The sequence below is a fragment of the Vibrio vulnificus NBRC 15645 = ATCC 27562 genome (genome assembly GCF_002224265.1).
Classification (GTDB): Bacteria; Pseudomonadota; Gammaproteobacteria; order Enterobacterales; family Vibrionaceae; genus Vibrio; species Vibrio vulnificus.
Genome location: NZ_CP012881.1, coordinates 2,777,768 through 2,803,612, shown reverse-complemented (window position 1 = coordinate 2,803,612; position 25,845 = coordinate 2,777,768). Strand labels below are relative to the sequence as shown.

22 protein-coding genes are annotated in these 25,845 nt (G+C 45.6%); 9 read left to right on the top strand and 13 right to left on the bottom strand.

The annotated features are described in order from the left end of the window. Positions 1-44 precede the first annotated feature (44 nt). Positions 45-593, top strand: a complete 549-nt coding sequence (locus AOT11_RS12920; RefSeq protein ID WP_026050543.1) for an MSHA operon transcriptional regulator — start codon at positions 45-47, stop codon at positions 591-593. Positions 594-672: 79 nt separating this feature from the next. On the opposite strand, the gene AOT11_RS12915 is transcribed toward AOT11_RS12920, so the two are convergent. From AOT11_RS12915 to AOT11_RS12890, 6 genes are all read right to left on the bottom strand, one after another. Further along, on the bottom strand, positions 673-891 hold the full coding sequence (locus AOT11_RS12915; RefSeq protein WP_011080165.1) for a hypothetical protein: 219 nt from the start codon (positions 889-891) through the stop codon (positions 673-675). 139 nt (positions 892-1,030) lie between these two features. Then, a complete protein-coding gene (locus tag AOT11_RS12910; protein WP_011080164.1) occupies positions 1,031-1,504 on the bottom strand; it encodes a Dps family protein in 474 nt (157 codons plus the stop codon). Between the two features lie 134 nt (positions 1,505-1,638). Next, positions 1,639-2,778, bottom strand: a complete 1,140-nt coding sequence (locus AOT11_RS12905) for an HD domain-containing phosphohydrolase (protein ID WP_017421145.1) — start codon at positions 2,776-2,778, stop codon at positions 1,639-1,641. Between the two features lie 249 nt (positions 2,779-3,027). After that, positions 3,028-3,411, bottom strand: a complete 384-nt coding sequence (locus tag AOT11_RS12900) for a VOC family protein (RefSeq protein ID WP_026050542.1) — start codon at positions 3,409-3,411, stop codon at positions 3,028-3,030. Positions 3,412-3,478: 67 nt separating this feature from the next. Next, the gene (locus AOT11_RS12895; protein ID WP_017421146.1) at positions 3,479-4,684 is read right to left on the bottom strand and encodes an aromatic amino acid transport family protein; all 1,206 of its coding nucleotides are present in this window, start codon (positions 4,682-4,684) and stop codon (positions 3,479-3,481) included. Positions 4,685-4,859: 175 nt separating this feature from the next. Beyond that, a complete protein-coding gene (locus AOT11_RS12890; RefSeq protein ID WP_017421147.1) occupies positions 4,860-5,774 on the bottom strand; it encodes a diacylglycerol/lipid kinase family protein in 915 nt (304 codons plus the stop codon). 312 nt (positions 5,775-6,086) lie between these two features. On the opposite strand from AOT11_RS12890, the gene AOT11_RS12885 reads away from it, so the two are divergent. The 3 genes from AOT11_RS12885 (at position 6,087) to AOT11_RS12870 (ending at position 9,403) form a co-directional block, all read left to right on the top strand. Next, the gene (locus tag AOT11_RS12885; RefSeq protein WP_017421148.1) at positions 6,087-6,794 is read left to right on the top strand and encodes a substrate-binding periplasmic protein; all 708 of its coding nucleotides are present in this window, start codon (positions 6,087-6,089) and stop codon (positions 6,792-6,794) included. 151 nt (positions 6,795-6,945) lie between these two features. Further along, positions 6,946-7,812: a patatin-like phospholipase family protein gene (locus AOT11_RS12880; RefSeq protein WP_017421149.1), complete on the top strand. Its 867-nt coding sequence runs from the start codon at positions 6,946-6,948 to the stop codon at positions 7,810-7,812. A 322-nt stretch (positions 7,813-8,134) separates the two neighbouring features. Beyond that, entirely contained in the window at positions 8,135-9,403 is a 1,269-nt protein-coding gene (locus tag AOT11_RS12870; RefSeq protein WP_017421150.1) for an HD-GYP domain-containing protein, read from the top strand. Between the two features lie 119 nt (positions 9,404-9,522). Here the strand turns inward: AOT11_RS12870 and AOT11_RS12865 are convergent, their stop codons facing one another. Next, entirely contained in the window at positions 9,523-10,125 is a 603-nt protein-coding gene (locus AOT11_RS12865; protein ID WP_017421151.1) for a 2OG-Fe(II) oxygenase, read from the bottom strand. Positions 10,126-10,350: 225 nt separating this feature from the next. Here AOT11_RS12865 and AOT11_RS12860 point away from each other — a divergent pair, with 225 nt between their 5' ends. Then, a complete protein-coding gene (locus AOT11_RS12860; protein WP_017421152.1) occupies positions 10,351-11,310 on the top strand; it encodes a DUF4382 domain-containing protein in 960 nt (319 codons plus the stop codon). Positions 11,311-11,453: 143 nt separating this feature from the next. After that, on the top strand, positions 11,454-12,371 hold the full coding sequence (locus AOT11_RS12855; protein WP_017421154.1) for a LysR family transcriptional regulator: 918 nt from the start codon (positions 11,454-11,456) through the stop codon (positions 12,369-12,371). 12 nt (positions 12,372-12,383) lie between these two features. Here AOT11_RS12855 and AOT11_RS12850 read toward each other — a convergent pair whose 3' ends face one another. The 4 genes from AOT11_RS12850 to AOT11_RS12835 form a co-directional block, all read right to left on the bottom strand. Continuing rightward, the gene (locus tag AOT11_RS12850; protein ID WP_017421155.1) at positions 12,384-13,277 is read right to left on the bottom strand and encodes a YjjW family glycine radical enzyme activase; all 894 of its coding nucleotides are present in this window, start codon (positions 13,275-13,277) and stop codon (positions 12,384-12,386) included. Between the two features lie 8 nt (positions 13,278-13,285). Beyond that, positions 13,286-14,845, bottom strand: a complete 1,560-nt coding sequence (locus AOT11_RS12845) for a YjjI family glycine radical enzyme (RefSeq protein ID WP_017421156.1) — start codon at positions 14,843-14,845, stop codon at positions 13,286-13,288. 158 nt (positions 14,846-15,003) lie between these two features. Next, positions 15,004-17,739, bottom strand: coding sequence for a bifunctional diguanylate cyclase/phosphodiesterase (locus tag AOT11_RS12840; RefSeq protein ID WP_089529802.1), 2,736 nt, complete (start codon positions 17,737-17,739; stop codon positions 15,004-15,006). 184 nt (positions 17,740-17,923) lie between these two features. Beyond that, a complete protein-coding gene (locus tag AOT11_RS12835; RefSeq protein ID WP_026050541.1) occupies positions 17,924-19,135 on the bottom strand; it encodes an HD-GYP domain-containing protein in 1,212 nt (403 codons plus the stop codon). 309 nt (positions 19,136-19,444) lie between these two features. Between AOT11_RS12835 and AOT11_RS12830 the strand changes: the two genes are divergently transcribed. The 3 genes from AOT11_RS12830 (at position 19,445) to AOT11_RS12820 (ending at position 23,990) form a co-directional block, all read left to right on the top strand. Further along, positions 19,445-20,323 (top strand): AEC family transporter, encoded by an 879-nt coding sequence (locus AOT11_RS12830; protein WP_017421159.1) that lies wholly within the window; start codon positions 19,445-19,447, stop codon positions 20,321-20,323. A 376-nt stretch (positions 20,324-20,699) separates the two neighbouring features. Next, positions 20,700-22,412, top strand: a complete 1,713-nt coding sequence (locus AOT11_RS12825) for an EAL domain-containing protein (RefSeq protein WP_017421160.1) — start codon at positions 20,700-20,702, stop codon at positions 22,410-22,412. A gap of 258 nt (positions 22,413-22,670) precedes the next feature. Beyond that, entirely contained in the window at positions 22,671-23,990 is a 1,320-nt protein-coding gene (locus AOT11_RS12820; protein WP_017421161.1) for a GGDEF domain-containing protein, read from the top strand. A 51-nt stretch (positions 23,991-24,041) separates the two neighbouring features. On the opposite strand, the gene AOT11_RS12815 is transcribed toward AOT11_RS12820, so the two are convergent. Together AOT11_RS12815 and AOT11_RS12810 are read right to left on the bottom strand one after the other, a co-directional pair. Continuing rightward, positions 24,042-24,518 (bottom strand): response regulator, encoded by a 477-nt coding sequence (locus tag AOT11_RS12815; RefSeq protein WP_011080146.1) that lies wholly within the window; start codon positions 24,516-24,518, stop codon positions 24,042-24,044. Beyond that, positions 24,487-25,842: an ATP-binding protein gene (locus AOT11_RS12810; RefSeq protein WP_017421162.1), complete on the bottom strand. Its 1,356-nt coding sequence runs from the start codon at positions 25,840-25,842 to the stop codon at positions 24,487-24,489. The genes AOT11_RS12815 and AOT11_RS12810 overlap by 32 nt, the downstream gene beginning before the upstream one ends. Positions 25,843-25,845 lie beyond the last annotated feature (3 nt).

Sequence of the window (25,845 nt, the reverse complement as noted above, 5' to 3'; positions counted from 1 at the left end):
TTATTCGTCATATCTATCACCTTTAACTACTGTGTAATATGTCCATGAACGAAGACAAATTTACGAATATATATCGTTTACCAGGATCACTGCAGATTCGTATTGCCAAATGGCAACAAACCTTTCGCGGCACGTCTGATCTTGTTTTGCATCAAGCCCTCACGGTACGTAATAAACAGTACCAAAAGCACGACTTTTTTCCTAAAGGTTGGTGTATTCCATTGGTCGATGAGAGCGAAAGCTCCATCACACATCATGGGAAATATATTCAAACCGCAATGCGTACCATGGTGGACCGAAAAGTTTCCTATAAGCGTGTCTTCCTCTCTCGTATGCCACAGGACGAAGCCGAGAAAGCGCTCGCTTTATTTAAGAAAGAGTGGATCACTAAACACAACAAAATTGCGCGCCAATACAACCAAATTAAGAAAAAAGAGTTTATGAACTACGCTTGGGAAGAGTTAGAAACGCTTTATCCTGCGATTCCCAAAGAAAATTTCGACAAGCAATTGTGGAATCGATTGGTGTTCAAGGAATTTGGTCCAGATAAGAAATACAAAAATCCTTACTTTGTTAAAAAAGCCGATTTTTAACTTGATACGATGTGATTCGTGCCCCCAATAGACCCCATACAAAGAAGCCGCTATCTTTCGATAGCGGCTTTATTGATTTTTAATGTTGGTGGACATCGGGTCTTGTCCCAAATTCAGATTGCTGATAAATGTCGGCCAAAGATTTTGGCTTTTTCACTCTGCGCTTTGTTCGTGGACAATAGACAACTTCCTGCTCACTAAGCGCTTTTTCGTGTTCTTTGGCTGACTGAATAAACTCAGGATTCGCCATGGCTTCCTGCCTGAGTCGGTTAACACGTTCTAGAGTATCCCAAAACATAACTGCACCTCCGCAAAGAAACTGTATGTATATTCAGTATAGTCAATTTACTCCATTGGTCAACAAAATACTGTTCATTTATACAGCCAATAACAAATCGCGTAGCGCGACTTGTCATTGACTGTTTGCCAAGGGCGCTTTATTGGAGGTAAGCGTTAAGCATCCACAACAGTTTTTCTTGCTCGCGGATGTAATCTCCCATCAGCGCAGCGGTACCTTCATCTTCTGCTTCACCTGCCTGCTTAAGAATCGCACGTTGCTTAACCAACAACTTGCTAAAGCCATCCACCAAACCAGAAACAGACTCCTCGCCACTGAACACATCTTGATGTTCAGCAATCTCACTGTTTAGTAAGTAGGTGCTAAAGCTGTGTTTTGGCGTAAAACCAAGCGTTAAAATACGCTCTGCCAATTCATCCACCTTCACCTGCAGATCGGTATAGATTTCTTCAAATTTTACGTGCAATTCGAAAAACTGCTGACCTTTGATATTCCAGTGGTAACCACGAGTGTTCATGTAAAGCACTTGATAGTTTGCAAGAAGTTGATTGAGTTGTTCTGCCAACGCTTGAGCTAGCTGCTGATCGAGACCGATATAATTTGTATTAGACATAGCATCACCCTTATTTATTTTTGCTAGAGAAGCCTTTCTTCTCTCAATGGGTGTAGTCTATGCGAGCGGAGATTAGAGGTAAAAACGATTAAATCTATAGATTTAATTGTCTTTTCCTATTAAAAGTAAGGTTTTTAGTAGAAACCATCTTTGGGGTCGTGTTCTGGAAAACGCGCCACAACATCACGCAGCTCTTCTTGGTGTTCGCGCAGCGCATTCACGCATCTGCGATCCAGTTTTCCTGCAATCACCATTTTTTCAAGCTCTAGCAAGGCATGCGTCACCGACCAAGCTTGGCGATAAGGCCTGTGCGTGGTGAGCGCATCAAACACATTCGCTACCGAGACAATTCTTGCCGCAGGTGGTATTTCCTCCCCTTTCAAACCAAATGGATAACCTGAGCCATCTAAAAACTCATGGTGATAGGCCATAATTTGTGTAAGAAGTGTGATGCTTGGATGATTTGGATTGCCAAGCGATTCCAAGATGCGATCCATAATCTCTATGCCATTTTCAACATGATTACGCATCGTATTGCGTTCTTGCTCATCCAGCGTATCGGTTTTGCACACCAGTTCGATGTCGAGTCTCACTTTACCCAAATCGTGGAAGCGGGCGAAAAGAGAGAGATGCTCTATGGTTTCGTCGTCTAGCGACCACTCCGCCGCCATGTCGTGCGCAATGATTCGGGTGTAATGGCTCATGCGCTCTTTGTGCGCACACGAATCTTTATGGTAAACAGGAAACAGAACTTGAGTTCGTTCAGCACAATCCGCAATGGCGTGCACGATCTGATATTCAGAGACAATGGTGAATTTCACCATATCAATGTAAGGCTGAAGTTTCTCAATCAGCCCTTCATCAAACGCGTCCACTTCTCGAGAGTTCAGGAAGAGAAAACCCACAAATTTGTCTTTTTCAAAACATGGAATGGCAACCGATGAACGATAACCTGCATGAAGAAGCGACATCACATGCTTACTGGACGCCAAGCTGTTTAAATCCGCAACAATACGGTGGCTCTGCTCTTCGACACAACGCTGCAACATTGGCAGCTCATCCAAATAGGCACTAAAGTGTGCGAGTTGAGGATACAAGCCACTGCTGTCAGCATAGGTTTTCAATTGGTTGTCATCTTCATCAAACAGTGCAAACGAAATCCGATCGATACTAGGCTCATGGATACGCATGCGATCACGAATGCTTTCCAATTGCTCATTCAATGAATTCGTGTGATGAAAATAAGCACAATTGTTGACTTCTAGCAGTTCCATTCCCAGCTCCTTTACACGTAGCAAAAGATGGCCAGCCTTCATGCTTGCCTATTGCTCCGTCTATTTTGTCTCCCAACACTCCTAATTGTAGGAGCAAAAAAGAGCGATTGCCTGATAGAAGAGCGGCAAAATGCAGATTGTTTGATCTACATTAATATCCATTTTTTTGACTGAAAATAAGCCATTTATTTTGATGAATTAATCAAAACGGACGACATTTTTCTGACTGGTCTTATCACTGTTATAAAACTAAAAGCGGTTGGCAACTTCAATCAAATTCATGTCAGGATCGCGAATGTAAACCGAGATAATCGGCCCAGTAGCACCCGTTCTTTGAACCGGCCCCTCTTCAATCTCAATACCACATTGTATAAACCACGTAGCGACCTCTTGGATAGGCGTATTGGTGATAAAACAGAGATCGGCACTGCCAGGTTGCACATGACCTGCCTTAGGTTCAAATTCGTGCTGCCACTGATGAAGGTTGATCTTCTGTTGCCCAAAGTTGAGTGCAATACGTCCACCAGCAAATTCCTGCTTCTCCATCCCCAAGCAGTGGGTGTAAAACGCCACAGAGGTCGGAATATCCTTAACGGTCAAAACTAGGTGATCGAGCTGAGTCATCGCTATCATGTGCACCTCTGAATCGTTGATACAAAAAGGGCTGGTTGTGTTAACCAGCCCAACATCATCACTATTGTTACCCTAACGCAGGCAGAACCCCAACGGTTATCAGGATCTGGGCCGCAACAATCACAACCCCGGTTACGCCTGTGAGCGTTAACGCTAGTTGGCCACCAGCCACTTGGTAACTCCCCTGCTTCTCTGGTGATTTACGTACTTTGTTTACCATCACCACCGGCAAGAAAATCGCCAAAACAGCCAATGCAATTGCGGCATAACCAAGCGCCATAATGAAGCCCTGTGGGTAGAAAAGCGCAAACATCAGCGGCGGTGTAAATGTCACCACTGCAGGAATGACGCGATTTTGTTTCTGGCCACTCTTTTTGATGACATCGCCAAGAAACTCAAACAAACCTAGGCTCACCCCTAAAAATGAGGTTAACAGAGCCAAGTCCGCGAACACGCCTACCAATTGGCTTAAGTAAGATTGCTGAACTTTCGCGGCCAACTGGGCAATCAACGCCGTCAACCCTGAGTTATTAAGCAGTACCTCTTGATTCACCACGCCGAGCGTGACCAGTTGCCAGAACACATAAATAATCAGAGGAATGGACGATCCAATGACAATCGCTTTGCGCAGCGATTTGGTATCGCCATCAAGGTAATTCACAATAGCAGGAATGCTGCTGTGGAAACCAAACGACGTAAAAATGACGGGCAGAGCCGCGACAATCAACCCTTGTTGGATCGGCATGCTGAGCAAGTAAGACTCCGTCACATTAGGAGCGAGAAAGAACAGCACCGCGACCATGGCAACCATTTTTAAACCAAATAAAACGCGGTTTACTCTATCGACGGTCGCCGTACCACTGGTTACCACCGCGGCCACAATCACGGTAAAGATGACCGTTGCCACAGAGGCATCCATTTCGATGGAAAACCAAGCGGCAAGGCGCTCACCAAACTGCGCACCACCACCAGCAATGTAAGCTGCGCAAAGCGCGTAAAACAGAAACAGCATGGCAAAACTGGCAACCCATTTTCCTTTCGTGCCTAGAATTTGTTTCGCCAGCGTGTGCAGCGTCGCACTTCTATCTGCCTCTTGATGGAGCTCCACCATCAACAGCGCGGTATACGACATCAAAACCCAAAAGCCGATCATAATCATGACGGAAGTGGAAAAACCAATCCCTGCCGAAGCAAGGGGCAATGCAAGCATTCCAGCACCAATTGTGGTGCCTGCAATAATCAAAGTACTACCAAAAATCTTTGAACGGCTCATAGTGTATTCTTATATTTACGGAACAGAATATAGGCCTAGAGACAAATGGTAGAAAAGAGAATCATCACCACCAAATTAACTAGGTTGATGGCGATTTTGTAGCATCTTCATTTTTAGATCAAGCAAAATGTAATGCATTTTATCCAAAAGTGTAAACTTTGGAATACACTCCGTTCTAACACCTTGTTAGTACTCGTATAGCGCAAGGGCGAAGCGTCAGTCGAGCTGGCAACGCTCCAATCAGTTCGCCATCGCATTGGAACAAGGCAGTGTCTTCGCCTGCCACTAACAGTGCGCGCATTGTTTCCGCATGCACTCGGCGGTGGTGTTCGATTTTTCCATTGAGTAAATACGGCAAACTGAAAAGACGCTGCAAAAACGGCATATCTTCTACAAAAACGGCGTGTAGCACACCCGATTGATGGTGCGCTTTGGGGGAAAAATCCATTCCGGCACCGCCATAACGGCCGATGCAAAACATGCTGAGTAGGACCGTTCTGGCCACATCTTGCGAAGAGGAATCATCAAAACATTTGAAGTGCAACGTGCGACCTTGATAACCGTAAAGAGAACTCAGCAGCGTAGAGTAGTAACGCAGTGACTTACCACCCGCGCATCCCATTTGCTGCAATATGTGGCAATCAAGCCCACTGCCCGCCATATTGATGAACACATGCTGCTGTAAAAAATCGTCACCATACTCCACCACCCCCACATCATGTTCGACCACATTAGCGGTTTGAAGAAACTCAAGCCACGCGTTTGGACTTTTGGGAATGTGGTGATAGCGCGCCCAATCATTGCCCGTCCCTTGCGGCGCAACGGTAAGAACAAATTCTTGTAAATCGCAACCAGATTCAAAGATCCCTTGAAGCAGTTCGTTAACGCTTCCATCTCCTCCGATTGCCACAAACGCGCGTTCGCCTTTCTCTGCCAACGCTCGACTGAGAACTTTGGCATGCCCTTGGTATTGAGTTTGATGGAAATGGTGCTTGATATTGTGTTGAGAAAGTAAAGGCTTGAGTTGTTGCCAAAAGCGAAGTGCTTTTCCTCCGCCAGCTTGCGGGTTGAGAATAAAATTCCAGGTCATACCGATTAACTTCAATGATTTATGGCGCTATTTTAACTTGTCACTCGTGGGGGAAAAATCAATTGTTAATTTGTTGTGATCAACCACGGCGTTTTGCTCCAAGCAATGTCATTTCTGCGAGTTCAACCCACTTAGCAACATGAGAACCTAGCCTTTCAACCAGAAGCGAATGTCACGACAAGTCAGTTCGCTTTGCTACACTCTAATAACCCGTTCGTCAAAGCGACGCTTAACGACGGTCACCTCGTTCGACATAAAACCGAGTAGAGAACATTGATACATAAACCGATCTTGTCACTTTGTCTGTTCGTTATGATCGCCAACAGCGTGGTCGCCGCAGCGCCGCCTACTCAGCCGGACGTCGTCCATTTTGCGATTGGCGAATGGGCACCTTATACCAGTGAGCGTCAAGGTACACTGGAGAAAATCATCCGCCAGATCTACACCAGCCAGGGTTACGAAGTTCACTACTCATACCATCCTTGGGTTCGTAGCACTAAACTTGTCGAGCATGAAAAAGCAGACGCCACTTTCCCTTGGTATAGCAATGAAGCACGCCAACAGATTTTTTATCAATCCCCTACGCCAATCATGTTTGCAGAAACGGTGATTTTTTACCGTGAATCGATGCCCATTCGCTGGAGTGCTATTTCTGATTTGGCTAACTACCGTATTGGCGGTGTAGAAGGATTTTCCTCGACGTTGCTGTTGCGACAACACAAAGTATTTCCTCTCATCAGTTCCAATCAAAAGGAGAATTTCCACAAACTGCATCGGGGAAGAATTGACGCGGTGCCGGCTGAAAAACGCGTCGGACGCTTACTCATCAACCAAGTGACGGGGTATGATGAACGCGTGATCATGACGGATCCCAAGCCGCTTCTCAGTGAGCCTATGTTCCTGTTGTTTCAAAAAACACCGCGTGGCAAAGCGCTGCTCGATGCCTATGAAGACGGTATGAAAAAGCTCATTGCCAATGGTTGCTATGAGAAAATGCTCGATGACCAAGATTGTCCGTAGCGCTCAAATCGCAGCCTCTAAGCCCAAGCCCCACCATTCACTCAGCCATTAATAGACGCCTCCTATTTCAACGATAAACACAACCGACTACGACATCCCGCCCGGTTGTTTTAGCCTTGCAGACTAGAGTGAATCTAAACGGTAAAGAGAGATGAAAGCACTGGTCGTGGAAGGGGGCGCAATGCGCGGCGTATTTGCCAGCGGCGTATTGGACGCATTTTTGCAGCAAAATTATCAACCTTTTGATCTGGCCATTGGGGTGTCGGCTGGCGCATCCAATTTGGTTGGCTATTTGGCGAACGCTCAAGGGCGTAGTTTTAATGTCATCACTAAATTGGCCACATCTCAGCGTTTTTATAACCCAAAACGTTTTATCAAAGGGGGCGATTTGGTGGACGTAAAATGGTTGGTTGACGAATCCATGCGTCGCTACCCCATTGAGGCAGAACGTCTTTTTACAAACACGCGTTTGCTGGCCACCACCACTGACATAGCAACAGGGTTACCACGCTATCAACAGCTAACCAAGCAGAATGTAAATCAATTATTGGAAGCGAGCTGTGCCCTACCTATTGCTTATCGCCAACCACCTTGCTTTGCAGGCAGTTGTTTTACCGATGGCGGGGTCTCGGATTCCATTCCAGTGAAAGAAGCGTATCGCCAAGGCGCTCGTGACATAACGGTGGTGTTGTCGCACCCATTGAGCTACGAGATGCCAGAAAGTCGCCACACTTGGCTCACCAACACCTTGTTGTCACGTCAACCCACTATCGCTAAAGCGCTGCGTCAACGAGCCAAAAATTACAATGCAGCATTGGCGTTTATTCGCTTCCCACCGCCCGATGCCACTATCCGAGTGATTGCACCAGAAGAAGGTTTTAAGGTGAAACGGTTAACGATGAATCAACGCAAACTTCATCAAGGCTATCAAATGGGTATTACGCAGGGAAAACAGCATTTAGCAAGGTTGAACGGCACAGATGGACTGACACGCGAAAACTGCCCTTTTTGCATTTAAAGCGGACACTTTCCGCGCAACGAGATCCGACCACGTAACAAAAGTGTCACCGACTTCAAATTACTCAACAATAGCTTGTTTCAAAGATGATAATTTGCATATAAAGCAAGTATCATAAATGAAAACTATTACAAATAAGTCAACAACACTTAATAACAAGATACCCAAACCACTTGGAGTTGTAGGTAGGCGGCAAGTGAGGTCTTCCCCATGAACATAGACAGAATACGTGATTGGGTCGGACTGGCGTTTCAGATAATGAGCCGAGCCAACAGCGCTGCAGCTTCAAGTAGGAATGGGATAACGTAATGTCGGAACATCAATGAATAATACATGTGAGTCAAGCTCGCTTCATTTTGAAGTGGACCTCAAACAGGCTCTGATTTGGGTGGCACGTGCTTTAGATTATGTCGGAGTCGATGACACTCACCATAACCACCGTGTCGCCTATATCGCTTACCAATGCGCGCTTGCTCTGGGTTGGGATTTAAAAAAAGCGGAGTTCAGCTATTTTGCTGGAATGGTGCACGATTGTGGCGTCTCGGAAACGAAAGAGCATTTAATGCTGCTAGAGACGCTGATGCCACAAGACGCCCAAGCCCACTGCATTCGCGGTTACCAATCTTTACAACAGTGTAATATTTTGGCTCAGTTTGCTGAGTCAATTCTGTATCACCACACTCGTTGGGATGAGCTTGAAACCTTAGAAGTCTCTCCGTTTAACAAAGACATCGCAGCGCTTTTGTATCTTTCTGATCGCCTAGATTTTCTCAGAGCTCAATTCACCGATGAGTGTCATAGTGATATGGTGACGCTGCATGAACACGCCATCGCCGACACCATCATGACCAATGCGGGTAGCCTCTTCCATCCTGGAATGTGTGATGTGATGGTCAAACTCATCATGACTGACGGCTTCTGGTTTGCAATGGAATCGGAAAACATCGAAACCATTGGGCTTGGCTTCTCACATATCGATTGGCTGCAAAAACAGCTCACTATCGGTGACTTAATGAGCTTGGGTCTTTTTCTCGCTCGAATTGTCGATGCCAAAAGCCCATTTACTTATCAACACTCACAGAAAGTCGCCGAAATCTCACGCTTCCTCGCTGGAAAAATGTCGCTCTGCGAGCATGACCAAGAGATGATTTTTATTGCCGGCTTAGTGCACGACATCGGCAAGTTAAAAACCCCTGATGACATTCTTCATAAACAAGGAAAGCTCAATGATCAGGAGTACACAAGAATCAAACGGCATACCATCGATACCGAACTTGCTCTGCATAAAGTCTTCCCCAACTCAAAAATTGCTGAGTGGGCATCCAACCACCACGAAAGGTTAGATGGTTCTGGTTACCCATACCACAAAACGGCCACCAATCTGGATCTGCCGTCGAGAATTATTGCCGTCGCCGACGTCTTTCAAGCATTGTCCCAAGATCGCCCCTATCGTCCAAGAATGCCACAACATGAAATTGAAGCCTTGATGACGGCCTTGGTGGACGATGGCAAACTTTGTCCAACTGTTTTTGGTGCGCTAAAGCGCCACTTAGATGACTGCTATCAAATGTCCATTCAAGACAGTAAGTAGCTTTCTCGGCTCTCGTCAGTAAAACCGTTTGACAAAAAACCGCCAAAAGGCGGTTTTCATTTCAAATAGGCTAGGTTGCATACGACATCACATAACAGTGCAAGAGAGTAACCGATGCCTTATTTGGAGATATCCAATAGATTGTCCCGCACGCCATTGATGCGGAACCACCCTGCAATGCTGTAGCGGTTAATATGGCTGGTCAGCACTTCATGGGGGAACAGCTCCGAGAGAAAAACAACCAGTCTTCCGCTCTTTGGCGCGATGACTTCTAGCAAATCGTCCTGAAGATCGTACAGATGTAATTCACCGCCATCTCCCGGCTGCCAATCCTCATTCATGTAAAACACGGTCGTTAGTTTTCGGTTTTCTTGCCCTTGAAAACTGTCTAAGTGCTTTTGATAGAAATCGCCCGGTTCATACTTGGCAAAATGCGCTTCATATTCAAACAACCCTAGGTAAAGATAGCGATTGACACTCAATCGAATCTCTTCCATCACGTCGAGATAGTGACCTACCGCTCTCGCATTCTCTCGTTGAAGCCACTGAATTTTGTCGCTGCGAATCTTCGTCGCTTTCACCAAGTCGTCATTGCGGCCAATTCTCGCCTGCTTCCAGTTTGCTGGTATCGCTTCTCGTAAATCCGCGACGGACTGCGAGTCTAAAAAATCATCCCAAATGTAATAACCATGGGTAATTAGCGCATCTATCAACTTTTCCATTCAGCTCATTCCGCACAATTCAAAACGCATTTTTGCGCTCGGGTTTATAACGGTGAACCACGCAAGAAGACAGACAAATATCTTTATCGTGTGGATTAAATGAATTAATAATTTTCGAAGGTACAAGTTGACAAAATACTTGCACACGCCTAACGCGCAGAACATTCGCATTCAAAAATAACGACTATAATTGACAGTATCATCAGTTGTAATGAGATATGTGTAATGAATGGACTAACTAAATCTGCAATTTCTTCTGTCGCGGCAGCGCTACTCTTAGCCGGCTGCGGTGGTAGTGACGGAGGCAAAACCGCCAATGTCTCATTTTATGTCTCTGATGCACCCGTTGACAGTGCTCAGTCCGTCTCCGTGGGCTTCACTCAGGTTGAGTTAGTGGATAACGAAGGCAACTCTGTTTTCCTTGACGTGGTACCTTCTACTGGCGTGGACTACCAAAAAATTGACTTGCTTGACTACCAAGGTACGGACTCCGTATTGATCGTCAGTACGCAACCCGTCCCTGTAGGCAGCTATAAAGAGCTGATACTGCATGTGACGAATGAAAATGGGGTCAATTACGTGGTCGATGACAGCGGCCAACAACCTTTGAAGCAACCGAGCAACAAGTTAAAGTTAGGCAGTTTCGATGTCACTTCCGAGGCCGTCCAGCTCTACACTATTGAGTTTGACCTTCGCCAGTCTTTGGTGATGCGCGGCAATTTAGGCAGTAACAATGGCTACATTCTTAAGCCTCATGGTGTCTCTATTGTTTCTAATGCTTCCGCAGTGAGTATCTCAGGGAATGTCGACGATAACCTTCTAACAGGGGACGAAAGCTGCACGGCTGACAGCCAAGCGTTTGTTTACCTCTATGAAGGAGAAGGACACGACAGCGCCAATCTCATCGATTTGGTCGATGAAGATGACCCAGAATTTGACGGTCAGAATCCCGTCCCAGAAAACGCGGTAAAACCCATTGCATCGGCAGGTTTGGATGAAAACAATAACTACGCATTTGGGTTCTTAAATGCGGGTACTTACACCGTTGCATTCAGTTGTAACGCCGGGGATGACAACCCCATTCAATACGATGGTACCGCAATTCCATTACCCACTGGGCAAGTCGGCACCACCACGCTAGCAGCAGGTGAAAATGGCACAATTGACTTTGTACCAGTCCTATAAACCGGATCATCGCTGAATTAACCGTGACTTAGTGCGAATAAGTCACGGTTTTTCTTTTTATTGGCAACATCTTCCACCAACAACGCTTGTTTCCCCATGAAAATGTGGTGTAATCCATGAAACGCTGAGTTGAAACACATTTTATGGATTACATTTCTCTTTCTCGAATTAGCCTTAAACATTTAACCGTTTTGCATGTTTTATTAACCACTCACAGCGTGACAAGCGCGGCGGAGCAACTGTGCGTCACCCCCTCTTGTGTAAGCAAGATTTTGTCTCAATTACGCAGTGTGTTAAACGATGAACTCTTTTATCGCGACGGAACCCAACTGATCCCTACCTCTTATGCACTGAGCATCGGTCCGGCCATTCACGGCATTCTTTCCAGTATGAATGGGGTAATTCACCAAGGTACATTTGACGCAAACTCATACAATGGGACCTTCTCACTTTCGATGCGTGAAAGTACCTTTGAAGTGTTTGCTGACACGTTCAGCCAGATCCTCCAACAGACCCCCAAAGCGCATCTTCATATATACGCTAAGGAGCAGCATGGCTTTGAGGCTCTGCTACGCGGCCAAGTTGATTTTATCTTGTTGCCCCACGACATTAGCCAACCTCCAACCATGAACCGTGAGTTGATTTGGCATACGATCAAACGCGACGAGATGATCTGCTTAATGAATAAGACACATCCGGCGCAGCAAACCGACTTTACCATCGAGGACTACCTGTCATTCCAACACATTGGCATTCACGACAAAGAGTTGGCGATACCCTACTTCGAGCAAACCTTGATTCAGAGCCATAAAGCGCGAGAGATCGCCCTTTCGGTCGCAGATTTTGGCGCGGCGGCCGTGATGTGTCATCGTACCCCATTGCTTTTTACTTGCTCGAAACTGTGGGCAGAGACGGCTTTACAAGCCAAAGGGCTAATTCAGAAGAGCTTGCCGTTTGACTATGGGCAAGTCGCGTATAGCTTGGTGTATAACAAACAGAGCTTGAATGATCCGGCGCTGACTTGGTTAAAAAGCCAGCTTCATCAACTCAATGAGAAGTAGCCGTTTCAACGACTAAGCAATGTCTCGATAGAGCGGCGTTTTCGGTATGGCGATTCGATGTGGGATTCGGCGTTTCAACGCCTGATAGAAACCGTTCATCGACTCTCTATCACAAGCAGGCCAGTTCAAGGCCTCACCTATTACACCGTGGTGAGCAAAGCCATTGAGGCGAATCGTGACCCGGTCAGGCAACGTATTAAGAAATTGAGCCAACGCGTCCACTTCACACGCGAGATCGCTTTTTTCGGGGATGTGCAGCAGGCGAACTTCATGCAGCTTGCCCAGTTCAACAAGATATTTTATCGACAATATGACTCTATGATTATCTCGACCCACTAACCAACGATGCGTTTCGGATTGCCATGCTTTCAGGTCAATCATCGCACCGTCGAGATAGGGGGCAATTTTTACCCAGCCATGAGTTGTTAGTGAACCATTACTGTCGATGAAACAGCTTAAATGCGCCAATTCAACGTCTTGTTTTATCGCTTTGAATAACTCGACAATAAAGCCAAGTTGTAGGGTTGCTTCCCCACCGGACACGGTGACACCATCGATAAACAGGTGGTGTTTACGGATCAAATCGATCATGTCCAAAACCGTCCACTCTTTTATTTTTGGATTCGAGTGATACGAACAAGTTTCAAGACAATGATCGCAGTGGGTGCAAACCTCTTCTAGCCAAACAACGTTGTTGTTTTTCTTTATTAGGGCGCCTGAAGGACACGTTGTCACACAGTCACCACAATGGTTGCAGTGATTAATTGTGTGAGGATTGTGACAGTTTAAGCAGTTGAAATTACATCCCTGCAAAAAAATCACCAGGCGATTCCCCGGCCCATCAACGCAAGAGAAAGGCAGTACCCGACTCACTTTCCCTTTCTTGTTGAACTGAACAGCTGACATTTTGATGTTCAGTTACATTCTGCCTGATCTTGATACACAGGCGTTGTTTCCATACTCACGATACGAGGACGTCGCGCGAGTATTGCGGTATTTTTTGCTGCTTCAGCACCTAGGAAGGTGGTGTTGCTGCGCGAGCCCAATTGAGCGAACTTCTCAATGTCTGACAGCTTGACCATGTAACCCGTTACGCGCACCAAATCGTTACTTGCAACATTGGCAGTAAACTCTCGGTAACCGGCGGCTAAGGCGCCTTTACAAAGGTTATACATTGCCTCCGGGTTGTCTTTGACCGTTTCATCGATAGTCAAAATATCGCTGATACCCGATGGATAGAAAGCATGATGCGGCGCGTTTGCTAACACATAGCTCACCGGATCGGGCTCATGCCCATAGGCGATTCTCACTCCCGGCGTCACATCAATATCTAAGCTAATGCCCCCCTGAGCGTGCAGCAGTGCGCGTTGTTGCCAACCGTATTTGACTGGCCGCTCTTCAAGCAATTGCGCCAGTTTCTGCGAAATCTGCACACCCAACTGATTGGCTTGTGAATCGAGCCCATATTGACCTGATAACGACGATTTCGTTTGTAACGTGTCAACCGCTTCCGCCATACCATAGATGCCAAACATAGGCGCAAAACGCTGTTCATCAATCAGTTTTTCTTCAACCAAGAAGCTGGTAAAAAATCCTGACTGTTCATGCAAATACGTAGTTCGCGCATCAATAAGTTCAATGGCGAGATCCACATAACGTGGCAACACGGCTTGCATAAAATCGCTTACCGACTCAGCGCGCAGGGCCACTTCTTTAAGGTTTAAACGCACTAAGGTGTTCGCACCACCGGCCAATGGCAACGAGTTGTAACAACTGACGATACCAAACTGCTTATCGCCGTAAGTTTGCGCATGCATAGGGTAGTTGGCGATATGCGGTTTGCTGCACTCACAAATGTTGGTGCAAGCCACTCTGAGCAGATCATCTGGCGTCACCTTAGGGTCGTACATAAAGGTTAAATTCGGTGCAATTTGCTTGAGTTCAGCATCAATACGCAAAATCGTGCGGCAGATGAGGTTATCACTCGGGCCAATGTTGGCGTGCATAAATGCATCAGGCAGCGTGCGATCTAACATGATCCAAAAACGTCTGAGCTTCTGATAAATCTGCGCATCGCTCAGTTGACCAACATAAGGCATGAGCAACTCATCGAGTTGACCAAGATACACCGGAATATTGGTGACGGAAGGAACGTGATGGTAAAGCACCGTTAACATATTGAGGGCATCATCAAAATCGTTCGCGGCGTCTAATTCGAGAAAAGCACTGCCTTGGGAGAGGTAACGAGCATAGTCTGGCAACACGTAGCGCGGTTTAAATGGCGCATTGCCCTCAAACATATCGCAGATAATTCCCTGCTTCATCGCAGACTGCACACCCTCGGAAACAGGCATGTAATCAAGTAAAGCTTCCGCTTCTAATGCGAGAAATTGGTTTTTCTGCTTAACCGTCAGTTTCGGGTCATTGATAATTTGGCGAAAACGATCGGTATTGAGGGCTAAACTGTTGCTCATAAAAGAGAAATCCTGAAGAGTTTTCAGCAGTCTAGCCCTAATTGATAATTTCCACTATTGAAAAACCAAGAAAGAGTCTTTTCCGTTTTGGAAACCCTACGCCTCAGTTTGACGCCCATTGCATAGACACCCATTGCATAAACCCCATAGCAGAACACTTACTGTCGCTCGAACGCATTCAGTGCCTCCGATTCCGGCATGGGCTTATAAAAATAGTAGCCTTGGATTTCATCTACGTGCCAAATTTTGAGTTTGCGTAATTGGCTGGCGGTTTCCACCCCTTCAGCCACAGTGGTTAAACCGAGCTCTTTTGCCATGGAAGCGATACTGCGAATGAGTGTTCTCGCTCTGTCATTGTTCTCCAACTGATCGATGTACGATTTATCCAGTTTCACGATGTCGAGTGGGAAGGAACAAAGCGTACTAAAAGAGGAATAGCCCGTGCCGAAATCATCCAATGCCAGTTGGATTCCGAGTGACTTGATCTCTTTGGTTCGCTCCAACGTCTCTGATTCAATGCCAAGTAACGTGCTTTCTGTAATCTCAATCACCAGTTGACCCGGTGCAATATCAAACTCATCCATGACATGACGTAGTGCATCTGGCAAACGCGCGTGGTAAAAGTGCATCGCACTCAAATTGACATGCACCGTTAAAGGGTTCAGTCCGTTGTCCGCACGAGTGCGATTCAACGTGGATATAAATTGGCACGCCTGACGGAGAATGGACTCGCCAAGCTCCACGATCAATTGGTGCTGCTCTGCGAGATCAATAAACACATCTGGCGGAACAAACCCCAGCTCAGGGTGAATCCAGCGTGCCAAGGCTTCAAAGCCATTGACCTTGCCACTTTCTGTATCCACTATCGGTTGATAGTGAGCAATGATCGCTTTGTCTCGAATTGCCTGAGAAATATCTCGGCTGATCACCAGAGAACTTTGCGCCCGCTTCGCTACATCCTCGCCAATTTGTATCACCTCTGTTACCACTTTGTGCTGGAATCTCTGCACCGCAAAAGAGCCCGATTGCAACAAATAGCCGAGCGAATGGTGGGTAATTTCAGGATCAGCGATGGCAATCTGACAGCTCAAGTCCAACTCGATGCCTAAGATGTGTGTTTTACGTGAAAGGACATCTATAAAATGCGTTGCACACTGAATCGCATCGTCACATTGCTCAACGTCTTCAATAATGGCGATAAATTCAAATTCACTAACCCGGCCCACCTCAAACGGCCTTAACTCCGCCCCAAACACCGCGGCAATATAGTTAATCGTGTCGTCAAAAATGAGGTGACCATACACTTCTGACACCTGTTTCAATCTGTCGATAGAAATATAGAGGAAGGAGAACTGGTTAGGCTGATGTTGGATAAGATCATCTAAACGCGCAAGGATAGCCGGGCGATTATACAAACCTGACACTGGGTCTCGACCAACCAAATCTTTGATCATTCGCGCTTGTTTCTTCTGTTCACTCATGTCGCTAACAGAAAGCATGAGGGCTTGTTGGTTTTCATGATGAATGAGATTCACATCAATCAAACATTCAATTTCTCGCCCTTGTCGAGTAACCATCGTGGCTTCAAACTGTGTGACCCCATTTGACAACGCTTGGTACATTTGATCGACCTTGCACTCAGGTTGATTCTCATCCACTTTACACAACACGTTGAGCTCTTGGTGTACCAAATCACCTTTCTGATAACCCAGTAATTCTAAGGCCGCCTGATTGATGTCGATGATTTCTTTGTCCACCACTAACAACATGCCCATTGAACGATGTTGATAGAGTGCGTCAAATTTTTGCAGTGTGTCCTGCAACTTATCTTGCGTTAAGGAGGTATTCTCGGCCAGCACTTCGACTAATTGAGTAATGCGTTCAAGTTCATCCGTGCGCCGATTAGAGAGATCATCCAACTGATATTTCGAGAACAACTGCATGACACTTTGTTCAAAATCGGCAAATCGAGTGGAGACACGTTTTTTAAACAGCATAAATGTCGCTAAGGCGATCAAGCCCGCGACCAACACCACAATGCCAATAAGGTACAAAAAGAGCCGATGCCCTTTCAAATAGTGAACACGCAGCTCCGTGGTTTGCAAATAAGCCACCTGCTCACCTGACATGCCATAGACCGTAGACCACTCAACCACCGTCTCTTTATCACGATGAACCCATGTGTTTTCAGACAGCTGCACGCTCTCGCTCGGCAGTTGTAACTGGTTCAAGCCCAACAACTTGTTGTCTGCAGTTAGGATTGCATCGAAGTTACCAGGAAAACGTCCACTCAGATTTTGCCCCCAAATCAACCAGCCACTGGCGGCAGACACACCTTCACTGTCACGTACTGGCGTTAAACTAATCACCCACAATTGCTCGTCAATCAACAGCAAACCCGCTTCACTTTCACGATACAGATCAAGCATGCTATTCATTTTGGTAAAGTGTGACTTAACGCTGTCATTCGCCACTATTTGGCTCACGAGCGGGTTATAAGTACTGTCACCTTGGGCGCGCACGAGCGATTCAACCACCTCACCTTTTAAAGAAACAAACGCCATCATATCGAGGCTAAGCGTGTCTAAACTTTCTTGATATAGGTTGCGATCACGGTAACCAGCAATATCCCCTTCCGTGAACAGTTGATACGTTTCATCCCAATACGCCCAATCGTAGGAGCGATCTTCTTGCAGGCTGATCATCATTTCGATGACGGCTTGCGCTTGTTTATTGGTGCGGCTGACTTCAAGATTTTCCAGCTCGTCGAGACTGTAAAGGAAAAACGTTCGGGTAATAAAAAGCGTGCTCAAGATGACGCCAGTCAATCCTAAGCCAAAATAGAGCGCAGTGCGGCTGCGTAATGTTAAGTGCAACAAACGAAATCGAGACATTGATTTTAATGATTATTAGATTAATGACTTAGAGTGTAAGGCAAAATAGCGGTGAATGGTTTGAGATAGATTCAATTCTGTTGCGTAACTGTTTCAAACATACAGATTACTTCGCATTATGGCTCACAAATTAAAAAGCGCATCCATCTGTGATGCGCTTTTGCTCGAACTCGCTTTACGTTGTTTAATCGTAGAAAGGTTTGGCGTCCACCTCCAAGCTTGAGGGCGCTACCGCTTTTTCAATTTTTAGCGAACTGTGTTTTAAATCTACCATCGCCACATCGACAAAACGTTTGTATTTACGTGAGTAGAAACACTTTACTTCCGGCTTCAAAGGCTGAGTCGGGTTAGAGGTCCAGACGATGCCAACCCGACCATCGTTCAATTCGACAATAGACCCCACTGGATACACGCCAATGCAGTTGATGAATTTGTAAACCAGATCAGGATCTAAGTGAAATGGGGTTAAGCCGAGTATGATTTTAAACGCTTCGGCAGAACTCATGCCTTGCTTATAGCATCGGTCTGCCGTGAGCGCATCATAGATATCGACGATACAACTCATACGACCATGGAGTGGTATTTCCTCTCCTTTTAACCCTTTGGGGTAACCGTTTCCATCAAGCTTTTCATGGTGCATTAAACAGACATCACGGCTCACATCGCTTAGCCCCTCAACATGCACAATAATCTCTTCGGCAAACACCTGATGGAGTTTCATGTGTTCAAACTCTTCAGGCGTTAGTCGCGCTGGTTTATGCAGCACTTCATCGTTTACTTTGATCTTGCCGATATCGTGAATGATCCCACCTATCGCCATCTGTTTGAGCGTTTCGCGCCCCAAGCCTAAATGTTTGCCGAAGGTCACTAACAAACAGGCGACATTCACTGAATGTTCCAGCAAATAGGTGTCTTTTTGGCGCAAGGCAGAAACACACTGCAAGGCGTCTGAATCCACCAAAGCGGCTTCAATCATATCTTCAGCCCAGTCCTCAATCTCATCAACCAGAATCACTTTGCCTTCAAAGGTTTGGTTAAGAAGCTTTTGAGCGAGGCCTTTGGCTTCTGCAATCAGCTTTTTGGCTTTCTTTTGATTTGAGGCGCGACTCTTTGGCTGCTTACGTGGCGTTGGGGAATGGGATTCTGTCACGACTTGCGATTCAGTGTTATCAACCTTTGGCGCTGGTTTAATCACACAATTTTTAGCCGATAAGCCTGCGTCTACCCACACAAACTTCACCCCACTTTCAAATAAGCGGGTAATCGCTTTTTCTGACTGAACACGCCCTGCATTAGCCAAATTAACCCGCTCACTATTTTCAATCGCGGTGACAAACATACCAATCGTTAAGTTTGAAATATCTACTTTTATTGATTTTTCAGGGTCATACTGCATATTCAAGACAATTTCCAACACAAACTTTTCTCGACTACCTCAAGTATATGGCAATCTCACTAATACAACCTGCCGAGGAAGTCGAATAATTCACATTTTTTTACAAGCGTTCCATTTGCCCAGAGAATACAAATTTAAAATATATTTGCAAACTCTAATTTACAACATCTTGAAGCGGCGATAATCAATGAATTGACTAGGCAATAACGCTCATAACACAGTGATGAGCTCATGTTTTTCAACCAGTTTAGGTGACGAAAAACACATCACCTGATAGCGTAAAAACAAATCCTCTTCAGGAACGTCAACATGCTCATCAAAGTTGTTAACATTTTATTCCCCGTTTTTGCCTTGGCAGGCGTCGGCTTTTTGGTTGGGCATTATTTGAAACCTGACTTTAAGCCGATTAACCGCATCAATATCGACGTTTTCCTCCCTGCTTTGGTCTTTTCATCTCTCACCACCATGCCGTTAGACACCCAGCAGCTCCCTTTAATATGGGCATCGCTTGTTGCAGTGTTGCTGCCGGGGATATTGATGATACCCATTTGCAAACTGACCGGGCTTTCTTTTAAGACCTGGGCACCGCCACATATGTTTCGCAACAGCGGCAATCTTGCCATTCCTCTCTTTGCCTACGCATTTGGCGACGCGGCGCAATCAAGCGCCGTACTGCTTTTTGTCATGTCATCTTGCATTCATATTAGCTTAGGTATCGCGTTGTTAAGCCGCGGCGGATCACTCTTACAAATGGTCAAGATGCCTGTGTTTATTGCCGCGTCTGCGGCTGTGTTTTTTAATCTCAACCATGTAGCCGTTTGGTCACCACTGATTGAAGCCACCTCTTTGCTAGGACAAGCCGCAGTGCCGGTGATGCTCCTTTCTCTAGGGGCGCAAATGACGCATTTAAAATGGTCCGGCCTCAGCGTTGGGCTCTACTCAACGCTCCAATCCATTGCAACAGGAGCGATAGCATTTGCGGTGATTTACTTCTTTATTCCTCTCCCCCCGCTGCAAATGAAAATGATGGTTCTGTTCACCATGTTGCCAGCAGCGGTGATGAACTATCTTTTTGCCGAACGTTTTCATATCGAACCCGAAAAAGTGGCCTCAATCGTATTATTCGGCAATTTTTTCAGCATCTTAACCCTACCTGTATTGCTTGGATTTGCCCTCTCTTTAACGTGATGATGAATTTATTTCATCATTCGTTTTAGAGTTGAAATATTCCTTAAATATTTTATGGATATATTTATTAATATGATAGAAAGTGAATTCATCATCACAAAAAATGAAGATCGAAATAAGAAAACGTTATATTGCACAAAATAAAATCTAGGAATCGCTTATTTATCGCATATTTATCTGTTATTGATTGATTAGAGCAAATGCTCTAACTATAATCATCCATAGTAATTGTGATAAAAATAACGCTTATTCACTCATTTTATAAATATCCCCCTAGTACTATTGGCGACTTTGGTGATATAAAGATTTGAAACATTCTGAAACATTTAACCGACATCGTACAGCGATCAAGTAAAAAGAAGTAACCACCATTCAGATGACAGACGACGTATCTATTGCAGAATCAATCCTGCCAGACTTTGAGCACCTTATGGAAAGTCGCTTTATGCACATCTTCGATGTGTTTAGCGAGGGGCTATTTCATATGGATGAACAAGGCGTGATGTCGTTCTATAACAAACAGTTTTACCAGCAGTTTGGTATTGAGAGTGGCATCATCGCGTTAGATACTTGGTTCGAATTGGTGCACCCGTTAGATCGCTCCAAACTCTCTGCCCGAGTTGATGACCATTTAATGTGTGAAGATTTACGTGTTACTAGCGAGTACCGCGTACGCAAACCTAATGGTCACTACGTCTGGATTGAAGGAACGGCAGTCACACGTAAGACTGACTCCGGTATTTATTTGATCGGCAGCCACAAAGATATTTCTGAACGTAAACTGATGGAGAGTTACATCCATCAAGTGGCTTTTCATGACAATGCATCTGGCATGGCCAATCGCAGTCGCCTTTTGCTCGACATCGAGGAATCTTTTCAAGCCTCTTCCCTGCCCTACGCCTTGATTTACATTCAGATTGAAGACATCAAATCGTATTTGAGCCATTACGGCAGCGAAATTCTCAACCATGTCGTGCAAAGCATGCTCACCGCCGTCAGTCACCTGCCTGGCCAAGTAGCAAGACTTTACCGAGTCCGAGATGATGATTTTGCCGTGTTGTTAGAAGGTAACTTTACTGAACAACAGTTGCTGAACATCTGCTCGACCATCAAACAACGCTATCACGATACGGTTGTAGAGCAAGGGCAATTACTGGGCACGGGGATCAGCATGGGTCTGATCCCTCGCATCGAGAATAACCACGAAGGCGAAGAGCTGCTAAGAAAAGCGGCTCGCACTGGGCAATATGCCAGCAAGAAAAAAGCAAACAAAATTGCGCTCTACAGTGCCCGCACGCAGCAAATCGTAGACCGTTATTTCTTTATTGAACAAGGATTACAAAGTGCGATTGAATCCCAATCGCTGAATGTTAAGTTCCAGCCGATTGTTTGTGCCAAACACCTAGAAGTAAAAAGCTTTGAAACACTAGTACGTTGGCGCAGCAAAGAGTTTGGTGAAATCTATCCAGATGAATTTATTACTGTTGCGGAAAATAAGGGTCTTATTATTGACCTTGGTTATTTTGTTTTCCGCAAAGCATGCGAATTTATTCAAAGATACAACCAGGCCAATAATAAAAATATTCGAGTCAATGTAAACGTCTCGGTATTACAACTGCTCAATAGTAATTTCCCTCAACGCATTCATGAAATGGCCAGTGAATATGGCATCTCACCCAACTCTATCGTTTTAGAGCTTACGGAAACCATTATATTAGACAATAACGCCGCAGCGATTGAGCAACTGAATCAGCTGTCTAAATTGGGTTTTCACCTTTCATTGGATGATTTTGGTGCGGGTTATAGCTCACTCAACTCCTTCTTTGATTTGCCCATGAAACAGATCAAAATCGATAAATCGATGGCTTGGCGCAGCCTCAAAAACCCAGATTTGACTGCCTATCTCTCTTTTCTGATCCAGCTTTGCCGCAACAACCAGATCGATGTTGTCATCGAAGGGATCGAAGATGCCGAAATGTACCAAACGTTCAGAAATATGGGCGTGAGTTACCTACAAGGCTATTGGTTTTCCAAGCCCTTAAGTCTCGCCTCAGCGAGTCGATTTACCTTATCAGCCATTGATAAATAGTAACTCGCAACACTGTGCATCGAGCAAAAATGCCTGTCTAGATCGCAACCTACTTCTTTGTCATAAAATCTTCACCTTTTCTTCACTTAGTGTCACGGGTTATGCGGCATATTGGTGACTCATCAAGTTTGACCCCACGCCGGCGCGATACTCAAACTAGCGGGTGCAATAGGTAGACAGAAAGTAACTGACAAATTTATCTGGAACCAATTTGCAAAGCCGTGGGATGGGCATATCGGTGTTTAAGAAATAGTCAACATGGTCCTCTATCAATCAAAATTGTCGCCATCAACAGCAACCATAGAATTACGCAGCTTACTGATTATGATTGTGGTTATTTTTGTTTTTAATACGCCACAAAACCTTATTAAAAGAGAAAAAATAGAGACCGTACGATTACAACTAAGTGCATCATTAGAATCTTTAAATACACGAAAGGAGTTAATACAAAGCTATCTCTCTTTAGCAGACAGTAAAATTGCGCAGCGTTATTTTTCTGACTCCGCCGACTTTATTGATCTGGTCAAAAACTTAATTCAGCATCAAAAAACCATTCGCCGCATTCGGATTATCGATAAACAACCAGCTGAGCAAGAGATCTATTCTAAACGCGTTATCAGTTTCAATCGCTTTTATCAAAATGACTTAAACCGTAGCCAGAGACAGACTATTTTGGATATCGAAAATGGCCTGTTTGTCGAGTTCTCACCCATTTATCAACATAACCGTTTAATGGGCTATCTGAGTGTTGAAGTCGACCTGATCCATTTTACCCCTTTGTTTCGTGACAATATGCTCCACGTTGACCTTGATGGTTTTGTCTATTCCAGCTCGTATGCCGATATCACCGCCTTTACTTACCTCAAACATCGTGAGCAAACCTTACTTCAAGAGCTGAATCGCACTCAAAAAACATCCGGTGTTTTGGAACTTCAAGGAAAAACATTCGTTTATCAAAATGTGGGGCAACTCAATGGCAAAACGAGCTATTTGGTCAAAATCATTACCAACGAAGAACTCATCCCAAAGTATTTCTACTTAATTCCACTGCTGCTTGCCATCACGGTAGGCGCTTGCTATTACCTATACAAGCTGACCAAAGCACAAAAGAAGCTAAAAGAAATCAGTTATTTAGATCCACTATCCGGGTTAAACAATCGACACTTTCTTGCTGAAGTCGAAAAACAACAGCTGCCGCTTGAACATTACTATGCCGTTATGCTTGATATTGACCATTTTAAGAGTGTCAACGACCGATATGGGCATGACATCGGCGATCAGGTGATTCGCCGTGTAGCAAAGGTGGTGAAAAGTCGTGTCCGCGTCAGTGATTACGCCTTTCGCATTGGTGGTGAGGAATTTCTTTTGCTGGTCAAAACCCCTTCGTCTAATGAAGCACGGCAGGTGTGTGAACGCATTCGCCAAGATGTTGAGAACATGACTCAAGCACCACACGTCACGGTGTCCATTGGCTTTACTGCTTTACAGGCACAGCTCGGCGAGACCATTCGCATGGCCGATTCACATCTGTATGAGGCTAAGCGCAACGGGCGAAATCGTGTTTGCCCTAACGCTTAGCGCCCAGCTCAACTCTCAGTCACTCATGCCTTCCACATCTGCATCTTTGACTCAAGGATGCAGATGTTTCAGCACACCCGCTTGATCCAGTTCATCATGCCAAATCTGGTAATCCAGTCCCTGATCGAAAATAAAATCCGTCACCAATTCGCGAATGCACTGTACGAGTTCTTGTTTTTTCCAAGGTTTTTCGAAATAGCGCACAATACCAGCGGAATTGATCGCTTCGATGGTATCGCTATGCGTGGCTTGCCCTGTGAGCAATACCTTGCGTGTTTTGAAGAATCGAGCATCCGTGTGCAGCGTTCGCAAAAGCTCGACACCAGTCATTCCCGGCATAACGTGGTCTGAAATCACCACAGCGATAAACTCGCCATCCGCATCAAGCTCATCGATCAGCTCCAACGCTTCATGGCCAGATTCACACTCTTCAATATTTAGCCAGTCAGCTAAACCGTCTAGATCCTGCACCACCGCATTAAGCACTTCGCGCTGATCATCCACGCATATTAGGTTCAGTTTCTCCATGATTTCCCTCTGTTGGCAATTTAATTCTAAAAATAGTGGCTTGGTCATCGCTTTTCACCACAATCGAGCCTCCTAGCCCTGTGACGATCCGCTTCACAATCGATAACCCTAAACCCAGTCCAAATGACAGCCCGCCTTTTTTGGTGGTGAAGTTAGGCTGAAAAATTTTGCGTCTTGTTGCCTCATCCAAGGCAGGTCCATTGTTGGCGATCGTGACCAAAATGCGCTTGCCTTCTTGATGGATACGTATCTCCAACTGTGGCGATAGCGTGGTTTGCATCGCGTCACAGGCGTTCTTGATGATATTGACCCAAACTTGCACCAATTCGGTCTCCGAAGCCCAAATCGATTCGACAGGAGATGGACGAAGACGCACTTCGACACGGCGCAACTCACTTTGCAAAAGCGCGATCGCTTGATTGATGGTGTCGCCAATATTAACTTTGCTAATGCGATCCGAATCCGCCCTACCGAGCTGTTTGACCGATTTCACAATACCAACCGTGTGTTTGGCCGCTAAACGTAAGTCATGTAAATCACACCCCATTCCCCAATAACGAATGGCTTGATCTGGGTTGTTCAACCAGTGCGGGCTAACCAAACCATCAGGTATCGCTTTCGCTAACGCTTTGGCCTGTTTTTTCTCCAAGCCATATTTCTGCTCCAGCAACTTGGCATTTTGTCTTGCCGTGCTTGTTGGCACATTTTGTCCAGCAAGCAGGCCAATATCGAAGAACTGGTTCGCTTCTGGGTGCAGTTCTTCAAGCAGTTCCAGAATAATGGTTTCGAGTCTTTCAGCTTTGCTGCTGACCACCCCGATGGCGTTATTAAGCTCGTGAGCCAACCCCGCCGCGAGTTGACCTAACGTTGTCATTTGCTCTGCGTTGTGCAACCTCTGCAAGACCTTCTCTTTGGCCACCGCCTCTTGTGTTGCTCGCCTTTGGCGGCGCGAAAGCTCGTTCACAATCACCGGCATAAATTGTGTGGTAAGCGGGCCAAACTCTTCGACTTCCACGGCAGGCGTGTTGCGGTCAATCCAAGCCAGTGTGACTTCGCTTTTGGCCATCACCGTCGACGATGCTGTCCAAGTACCAGAAAAGAAACTGTGCACGCCAATAAATGCCCCTTGCGAGGCAGAAAAAACGCGCACTTGTTTCTCCTCATGTTCAGAAAAGTAACCTTCCAGATCACCTTGAAGAACGAAAAACAGACGGTCGTTGTAGCCTTGCTGCACAATGACGACCGATCCCGCTTCCAACGTAATTTGACGCTCTGGATTACAGAAGTAACGCTCAATCAGTGCTTCTAATTTACTCAAATACATGGG

Bases quoted from the DNA above. Each gene is read 5' to 3' on its own strand.
- AOT11_RS12920 (WP_026050543.1), top strand. From the start codon at position 45: ATGAACGAAGACAAATTTACGAATATATATCGTTTACCAGGATCACTG.
- AOT11_RS12915 (WP_011080165.1), bottom strand. From the start codon at position 891: ATGTTTTGGGATACTCTAGAACGTGTTAACCGACTCAGGCAGGAAGCC.
- AOT11_RS12910 (WP_011080164.1), bottom strand. From the start codon at position 1,504: ATGTCTAATACAAATTATATCGGTCTCGATCAGCAGCTAGCTCAAGCG.
- AOT11_RS12905 (WP_017421145.1), bottom strand. From the start codon at position 2,778: ATGGAACTGCTAGAAGTCAACAATTGTGCTTATTTTCATCACACGAAT.
- AOT11_RS12900 (WP_026050542.1), bottom strand. From the start codon at position 3,411: ATGATAGCGATGACTCAGCTCGATCACCTAGTTTTGACCGTTAAGGAT.
- AOT11_RS12895 (WP_017421146.1), bottom strand. From the start codon at position 4,684: ATGAGCCGTTCAAAGATTTTTGGTAGTACTTTGATTATTGCAGGCACC.
- AOT11_RS12890 (WP_017421147.1), bottom strand. From the start codon at position 5,774: ATGACCTGGAATTTTATTCTCAACCCGCAAGCTGGCGGAGGAAAAGCA.
- AOT11_RS12885 (WP_017421148.1), top strand. From the start codon at position 6,087: ATGATCGCCAACAGCGTGGTCGCCGCAGCGCCGCCTACTCAGCCGGAC.
- AOT11_RS12880 (WP_017421149.1), top strand. From the start codon at position 6,946: ATGAAAGCACTGGTCGTGGAAGGGGGCGCAATGCGCGGCGTATTTGCC.
- AOT11_RS12870 (WP_017421150.1), top strand. From the start codon at position 8,135: ATGAATAATACATGTGAGTCAAGCTCGCTTCATTTTGAAGTGGACCTC.
- AOT11_RS12865 (WP_017421151.1), bottom strand. From the start codon at position 10,125: ATGGAAAAGTTGATAGATGCGCTAATTACCCATGGTTATTACATTTGG.
- AOT11_RS12860 (WP_017421152.1), top strand. From the start codon at position 10,351: ATGAATGGACTAACTAAATCTGCAATTTCTTCTGTCGCGGCAGCGCTA.
- AOT11_RS12855 (WP_017421154.1), top strand. From the start codon at position 11,454: ATGGATTACATTTCTCTTTCTCGAATTAGCCTTAAACATTTAACCGTT.
- AOT11_RS12850 (WP_017421155.1), bottom strand. From the start codon at position 13,277: ATGTCAGCTGTTCAGTTCAACAAGAAAGGGAAAGTGAGTCGGGTACTG.
- AOT11_RS12845 (WP_017421156.1), bottom strand. From the start codon at position 14,845: ATGAGCAACAGTTTAGCCCTCAATACCGATCGTTTTCGCCAAATTATC.
- AOT11_RS12840 (WP_089529802.1), bottom strand. From the start codon at position 17,739: ATGTCTCGATTTCGTTTGTTGCACTTAACATTACGCAGCCGCACTGCG.
- AOT11_RS12835 (WP_026050541.1), bottom strand. From the start codon at position 19,135: ATGCAGTATGACCCTGAAAAATCAATAAAAGTAGATATTTCAAACTTA.
- AOT11_RS12830 (WP_017421159.1), top strand. From the start codon at position 19,445: ATGCTCATCAAAGTTGTTAACATTTTATTCCCCGTTTTTGCCTTGGCA.
- AOT11_RS12825 (WP_017421160.1), top strand. From the start codon at position 20,700: ATGACAGACGACGTATCTATTGCAGAATCAATCCTGCCAGACTTTGAG.
- AOT11_RS12820 (WP_017421161.1), top strand. From the start codon at position 22,671: ATGGTCCTCTATCAATCAAAATTGTCGCCATCAACAGCAACCATAGAA.
- AOT11_RS12815 (WP_011080146.1), bottom strand. From the start codon at position 24,518: ATGGAGAAACTGAACCTAATATGCGTGGATGATCAGCGCGAAGTGCTT.
- AOT11_RS12810 (WP_017421162.1), bottom strand. From the start codon at position 25,842: ATGTATTTGAGTAAATTAGAAGCACTGATTGAGCGTTACTTCTGTAAT.